At 47.4% G+C, this 6,702-nt stretch carries 4 protein-coding genes; 3 read left to right on the top strand and 1 reads right to left on the bottom strand.

Going from position 1 to position 6,702, the window contains the following annotated elements; all coding sequences use genetic code 11:
- On the bottom strand, positions 1 to 719 hold a 719-nt coding region (locus tag QVP67_RS03355; RefSeq protein ID WP_288179855.1), incomplete at its 3' end, for a LacI family DNA-binding transcriptional regulator.
- 397 nt (positions 720 to 1,116) lie between these two features.
- Here QVP67_RS03355 and QVP67_RS03350 point away from each other — a divergent pair.
- From QVP67_RS03350 to QVP67_RS03340, 3 genes are all read left to right on the top strand, one after another.
- Positions 1,117 to 2,289, top strand: a complete 1,173-nt coding sequence (locus tag QVP67_RS03350; RefSeq protein ID WP_022162142.1) for a glycoside hydrolase family 53 protein — start codon at positions 1,117 to 1,119, stop codon at positions 2,287 to 2,289.
- A gap of 12 nt (positions 2,290 to 2,301) precedes the next feature.
- Positions 2,302 to 4,776 carry a beta-galactosidase GalB gene (gene galB, locus QVP67_RS03345; RefSeq protein ID WP_022162141.1) on the top strand — a complete coding sequence of 825 codons (2,475 nt, stop codon included), beginning with the start codon at positions 2,302 to 2,304 and terminating at the stop codon, positions 4,774 to 4,776.
- 768 nt (positions 4,777 to 5,544) lie between these two features.
- Positions 5,545 to 6,702, top strand: a 1,158-nt coding sequence (locus QVP67_RS03340) for a SusC/RagA family TonB-linked outer membrane protein (RefSeq protein ID WP_288179854.1), incomplete at its 3' end; no start/stop codon positions are given.

Here is a 6,702-nt window from a genome sequence, read left to right as displayed (position 1 = left end):
TCCGATTCCAGCAGGTCGGGGGTGATGGCAATGGCGCGTTCGCGGGTGTCACACAGCTTTATCATACTGTCATCTACCGGAATGTGGTATTTCTTCATAGCATCCAGGTAGCCGTTCCGGCGGTTCTTGGTGATTTCCAGATGAGGTGCGGAACCGTAGAAAAAGATGCGTTTGCATCCGGTCTGTATCATGTACTCAACGGCGGCAAACGATCCGGCATAGTCGTCGACTACCACCCGTTCTGTATTCAGACCGGTACAGATACGGTCATAAAAGACAATCGGAATATTATTGTCCAGCAGTTCCTGATAGTGCTCGTAATGCGAGGTGTTTTTAGCCAGTGAAGCAATGACACCGCAAACACGGGCTGCGAGAAATGAGTGTATGATTTTTACTTCCTGTTCGTATGATTCGTTGCTTTGGGCCACAAGCACATTGTAACCTGCTTCCGAAGCGGCCTGTTCTATTCCACTCAGTACGCACGAAAAGAAATGGTGTACCATTTGAGGAACGATGACGCCTATCGTGTTGCTCCGTCCTGCCCGCAGATTCACGGCCTGTACATTGGGCTTATAGTTATGTTTGTTGGCATAGGCATGTACCAGATCGCGTGTTTCCTGGCTGATGTCCGGGTTGTCTTTCAACGCTCTGGAAACCGTCGACGGCGAAACTTTCAGTGCGCGTGCTATGTCTTTGATGGTGATTTGAGGTTTGTTCATAAGTATCGGTATTTTCTACCCAAAGGTAGGCAAAAAAGTTGTCTGCCCAAATAAGTATCAAGGCATAATATTCTTGTTCCCATTGCAAATGTAAGCGATTTGCCTGAAAATGTTTTATGTCTTGACTGTTATCGGTTTATCAGTTTTTGCAAACGATTGCATAGATGGGCTTCTTTGTAGCTCTTGCAAGGTGGTTGTGTTGCTGTTGTTTTTTGTATTTTTGTCAAAGGCCTTTATAGTTGTTGCAGAAGATTTGTTTATCTTTGAGGCGGTTCAGCTATTATCTAAGGAATAATAAGTTGTGTACTCTTATTGTTGAATAGGTTGAGGTCATTGTAGCCTGTTTTAGGTGGATTGTTGATTATGTATATATGTTTTATTTATTAAATAGTAGACTATGAAACACTTTTACTTTATGAGTTGGGCGTTGGGAGCCTTGTTGTTATTGTCATCGTGCGGAGACGGAACCTCTAATAATAAAGAGTCGGAGGAAGATTCTACTGTCACAGAAAGCCAGGATTTTGCTAAGGGGGCTGATATCAGCTGGGTGACTGAAATGGAAAGTCAAGGACATGTTTTTAAGAATCAGGCTGGAGAAGCACGTGAATGTACGGCTTTGATGAAAGAATATGGGCTTAATGCCATCCGCTTGCGTGTATGGGTTGATCCGAAGGAGCATGACAATTGGTGCAACACGGAAGATCTGGTTGTGAAGGCCAAAAGGGCTCAGAAACTGGATATGGATGTAATGGTCGATTTTCATTATAGCGACTGGTGGGCCGATCCCGGTCAGCAGCATAAGCCGGCTGCCTGGAAAGGATTGGGAATAAACGAATTGAAGAAAGCGTTGGCGAACCATACGACCGAAGTACTGAATGCATTGAAGGCGGCCGGAGTTACTCCGAAGTGGGTACAGGTAGGAAACGAAATCCGTCCGGGTATGTTGTGGGACGAAGATGCTTCGCTGAGCGGAGCTTCGTATGACATCCGTGCTTGCGACGTGAAAGGATCGAATACGACTTCGACTGAGATAAAATATCGGGCTAACTGGGCCAATTTGGCCACTTTCATAAATACAGGTTATGATGCCGTAAAGGCGGTTTTCCCGCAAGCCATTGTCATTGTTCATCTGGACAATGGATATGATAATGGACTTTATACCTGGTTCTTCGACGAGCTGAAGAAGAACGGCGGAAAATGGGACATGATAGGTATGTCGATCTATCCTTATTGGACTATGCAGGAACATCCTGAATATACGGCAGAAAAAACGATTACGGATTGTATTGCCAATATTAAGAAGGTAAGTGCCCGTTACGGATGCGATGTGATGGTAGTAGAGACGGGTATGGAGTGTGCCGACGACCAGGGACGCCTGGCAAGCGATGCCGTATTGAAACAGGGTAAAGAGCAGCTGGCACGTCTCATAAAAGAATGCCGTGAAAGTACAGAAAACAAGTGTAAAGGTGTATTCTATTGGGAACCAGAATGCAAACCGGGGCAATACCGCTTGGGAGCTTTTACCGAAGATGGCCGGCCGACTGTAATCATGGATGGGTTTAAAGAATAATAAAGAATAAATATGAACCGGAGATTATTGATGACTTTATGTTGCGCATTGCTGGCTTGGATGGCTGTTGCGCAACAGCGAACAGAAACCTTATTGGAAAAAGGGTGGAAATTTATGAAAGGTGATGTGGCTGATGCCATGAAGCCAGACTTTGACGACAAGCAGTGGGAAACTGTGACCGTGCCTCACGACTGGGCCATCTATGGTCCTTTCGACCGTAGTCACGACTTGCAGGAGGTGGCTGTCACTCAGAATCTGGAGACGGCGGCTTCGGTAAAGACCGGACGTACGGGTGGTTTGCCGTATGTTGGGGTAGGGTGGTATCGGACTACGTTCGAGGCTCCGGCTGGTAAGCTGGTGTCGCTGGTATTCGATGGTGCCATGAGCGAGGCTCGTGTGTATGTCAACGGACAGGAAGTCTGCTTCTGGCCGTGCGGTTATAACTCGTTTCATTGCGACGTTACACCTTATTTAAATAAAGAGGGAGCAAAGAACCTACTGGCTGTCCGCCTTGAAAACCGTCCGCAGTCGTCTCGCTGGTATCCGGGAGCCGGAATCTACCGAAATGTACGTGTGGTGGCGACGGAGGATGTGCATGTACCGGTATGGGGAACGCAACTGACAACACCGCACGTTTCTGCCGAATATGCTTCAGTTTGTCTGAAGACAACTGTTGAAGGGGCCGGGACGAAGGATGTTCGTATCTTGACCCAGATTCTTTCTCCGGAAGGTGAAGTGGTGGCTTCGAAAGACAATACGATGAAAATTAACCACGGTCAGCCTTTCGAACAGAATTTCTTGGTCGATGCTCCCCGGTTGTGGAGTCCCGAAACACCTTATTTATATAAGGCTGTTTCGAAGATTTATGTAGATGGGCAGCAGACCGACGAGTATACTACCCGTTTCGGTATCCGCAGCATTGAGTTGGTGGCCGACAAAGGTTTCTTCCTGAACGGCCAGCATCGTAAGTTCCAGGGGGTATGCAATCATCACGACCTTGGCCCGTTGGGAGCCGCAATCAATGTAGCGGCTCTTCGCCGTCAACTGACACTGTTGAAAGATATGGGATGTGATGCCATCCGTACGTCGCACAACATGCCTGCGCCGGAGCTGGTTGAACTTTGCGATGAGATGGGCTTTATGATGATGGTGGAACCTTTCGACGAGTGGGACATTGCCAAATGCGAAAACGGCTATCACCGCTTCTTCAAGGAGTGGGCCGAGAAGGATATGGTAAACATGCTTCGCCAGTATCGCAACCATCCCAGCGTGGTGATGTGGAGCATCGGAAACGAAGTGCCTACGCAATGCAGTCCTGAAGGTTACAAGGTAGCTTCGTTCTTGCAAGACATTTGTCATCGCGAGGATCCGACACGCCCTGTGACGTGTGGTATGGATCAGGTGTCGTGCGTGCTGGCCAATGGCTTCGCGGCCATGCTCGATGTGCCGGGACTGAATTATCGCACTCACCGCTATGTGGAGTCTTACGAGAAACTGCCGCAGAATCTGGTGCTGGGCTCTGAAACGGCATCGACTGTCAGCTCGCGTGGAGTCTATAAATTCCCGGCTGAACTGAAGAAACAGGCTATGTACGACGACCATCAGTCGTCGGGTTACGACCTGGAAGCTTGTTCATGGTCGAACGTGCCCGATGAGGATTTTGCTTTGGCTGACGATTACGACTGGACGCTGGGGCAGTTTGTATGGACGGGTTTCGACTACTTGGGCGAACCCTCGCCTTACGATACTGATGCTTGGCCCAGCCACAGCTCGGTATTTGGTATCATCGACCTGGCCAGTCTGCCTAAAGACCGTTACTACCTGTATCGCAGCATCTGGAACAAGCGGGACAATACGCTGCACGTGCTGCCTCATTGGACGTGGCCTGGACGTGAAGGAGAGAATACACCGGTCTTTGTTTACACCAATTATCCCGAGGCTGAACTCTTTGTAAACGGTAAAAGCTATGGCAAGCAGCGAAAACTGACAGCTGATGAGGCTCGTGCCTTGCAGGGAAAGGATTCGTTGTGGTTGCAGCGCCGTTATCGGCTGATGTGGACCGACGTGCCTTACGAGCCGGGCGAACTGAAAGTGGTGGCTTACGATAACAGTGGCAAGAAGGTGGAAGAAAAGACTGTACGTACAGCGGGCAAACCTCATCACCTGGAAGTGGTGGCCGATCGTACGGCGCTTTCGGCCGATGGCAAAGACCTGGCTTATATAACGGTTCGGGTGGTAGACAAGGATGGCAATCTTTGTCCGGCCGACGACCGTCTGGTTTCTTTCACAGTGAAAGGGGCGGGAAGTTTCCGTGCTGCCGCCAATGGCGATGCAACCTGCCTCGATCTTTTCCATCTGCCCCGTATGCATGCTTTCAGTGGTCAGCTGACAGCTATTGTACAAAGTGGAGCTGAGTCGGGCAATCTGGTGTTCGAGGCCAAAGCCAAAGGGGTGAAGGCAGGAAAGCTGACGCTGGAAGTGAAGTGAAACGCCGGAAGAAAGACCTATAATCGGTGAGGTTTCACCGTAAGTGGTTAAATACAAGTTGTTTACGGTGAAAGGACTATTCTGGAAAGACTGATCAGACACAGTCGTAATCCTGTTTTTTGAAATTGCGGTGAAACCTCATGTTTCACCGCAATTGTTTGTTAATCAGACTGTAGGGGACCGGTGAAAGCGTGAAAGCAAAAAACTACGTTTCAGAACTTTTGTGGGTATGTACGCATTCTGACTGTCTTGTCGGATGTCTGTTATGGTTGTTTTAAAGTACTACTTTATATCTCTGAAGTGATACTTTACGAGTGTAAACATCTACATTGGTCGGAGGAAATAGGTATTAATGCTGGAAGGAATGGCAATCAATGTCAGGAGGTGTAACAATCGTTGTCAGGCAATGTAGCAAACAATGCAGTTGAGCAACACAAGTGTGGCTCACGAGCGGTGCAAGTGTGGCTCGTGAGCAATGCAAGTGTCTCTCGCGAGCAGTACAAGCATTGTTCGACTGTGTTGTAAAAGAGGTTGAAAAGCTGGTAACTTCATATACAGTGAGAGGTATTGCACGTCTGGTGCAATCGTTTGCATGTTTCAATTTCGACATTTAACTCTTCCTGTATCTTTACATAATCCGATAACCTATATATTTGCCTCTGTCATTTTGTGCCTTATAGTCAGGAGTGCTATGTAAACGGTGCATGACAGTTTTTAGTTGAAAGAATAGTAATAATTAATATTGTTAACTTTAATTTTTTTAGATGCATGAAGCAAGTTAATCTTAGAATCTATCAAATGATTCTTCCCTTATTGTTAGGGTTGTTCTTGTCTGTAGGCGTTTATGCACAGAATGTTACCGTGAAGGGGCATGTGAAAGATGCTCTAGGTGGTGTGATAGGCGCTAATGTTGTTGAAAAAGGAAATACGTCCAATGGTACGATTACCGATATGGATGGTAACTTTACATTGACCGTTCCTCAAGGAGCCACGTTGGTGGTGTCTTTCATTGGTTATACGACACAAGAAGTTGCTGCTGCTCCGTCGGTGGTTGTAACGTTGCAGGACGATGCCGAATTGTTGAGTGAAGTGGTTGTTGTGGGATACGGTCGTACAAAGAAAGATGACTTGACCGGATCAGTAACAGCCATTAAGCCCGATGAACTGAGCAAGGGTATTACGAATAATGCTCAGGATATGTTGGTCGGTAAAGTTCCGGGTGTAGATGTAATTACTTCGGGCGGTACTCCTGGTGCCGGTGCCCAGATTCGTGTACGTGGTGGTTCTTCATTGAATGCCTCCAACGACCCGTTGATTGTAATCGATGGTTTGACTATCGATAACAATACGCCGACCGGTATGAGTAACCCGTTGGCTATGATCAACCCGAATGATATCGAAAGCTTTACCGTATTGAAAGATGCTTCTGCAACAGCTATTTACGGTAGCCGTGCTTCGAATGGTGTCATCATCATTACCACGAAGAAGGGTAAGAGCGGTGCAGCTCCTTCTGTATCATACAACGGTGATATGACGGTTTCTATGATTCAGAAGAAATACGATGTGCTGGATGCCAATGAATTCCGTAATCTTGTCGGACAGTTGTGGGGTGACAAGGCTGGCGAAGTTGGTATGGGAAATGCCAATACCGACTGGCAGGATGAAATCTTCCGCACAGCTATTTCGCATAGTCATAATGTATCGGTATCGGGTGGTGTGAAGAATATTCCTTACCGTTTGAGCTTGGGTTATAATTCTTCTGACGGTATCGTAGAAACTTCATGGATGCGTCGTGCCAACGTAGGTTTGAACTTGTCTCCCTCGTTCTTCGACAACCATCTGAATATGAAGATTTATGCGAAGTATATGTATGAAAAAGACCGCTATGCCGATGCGGGTGGTGCTATTGGTGCAGCTCTTAGCATG

The organism is Bacteroides sp. CAG:633, from assembly GCF_000435115.1.
In the GTDB taxonomy this organism is placed as follows: domain Bacteria; phylum Bacteroidota; class Bacteroidia; order Bacteroidales; family Bacteroidaceae; genus Bacteroides; species Bacteroides ndongoniae.
Note: the sequence above shows the minus strand (reverse complement) of the source record. Positions and strands in the feature narration are given on the sequence as shown.

Excerpts from the sequence above, each read along its gene's own strand:
- QVP67_RS03350 (WP_022162142.1), top strand. The coding sequence starts at position 1,117 with ATGAAACACTTTTACTTTATGAGTTGGGCGTTGGGAGCCTTGTTGTTA.
- galB (WP_022162141.1), top strand. The coding sequence starts at position 2,302 with ATGAACCGGAGATTATTGATGACTTTATGTTGCGCATTGCTGGCTTGG.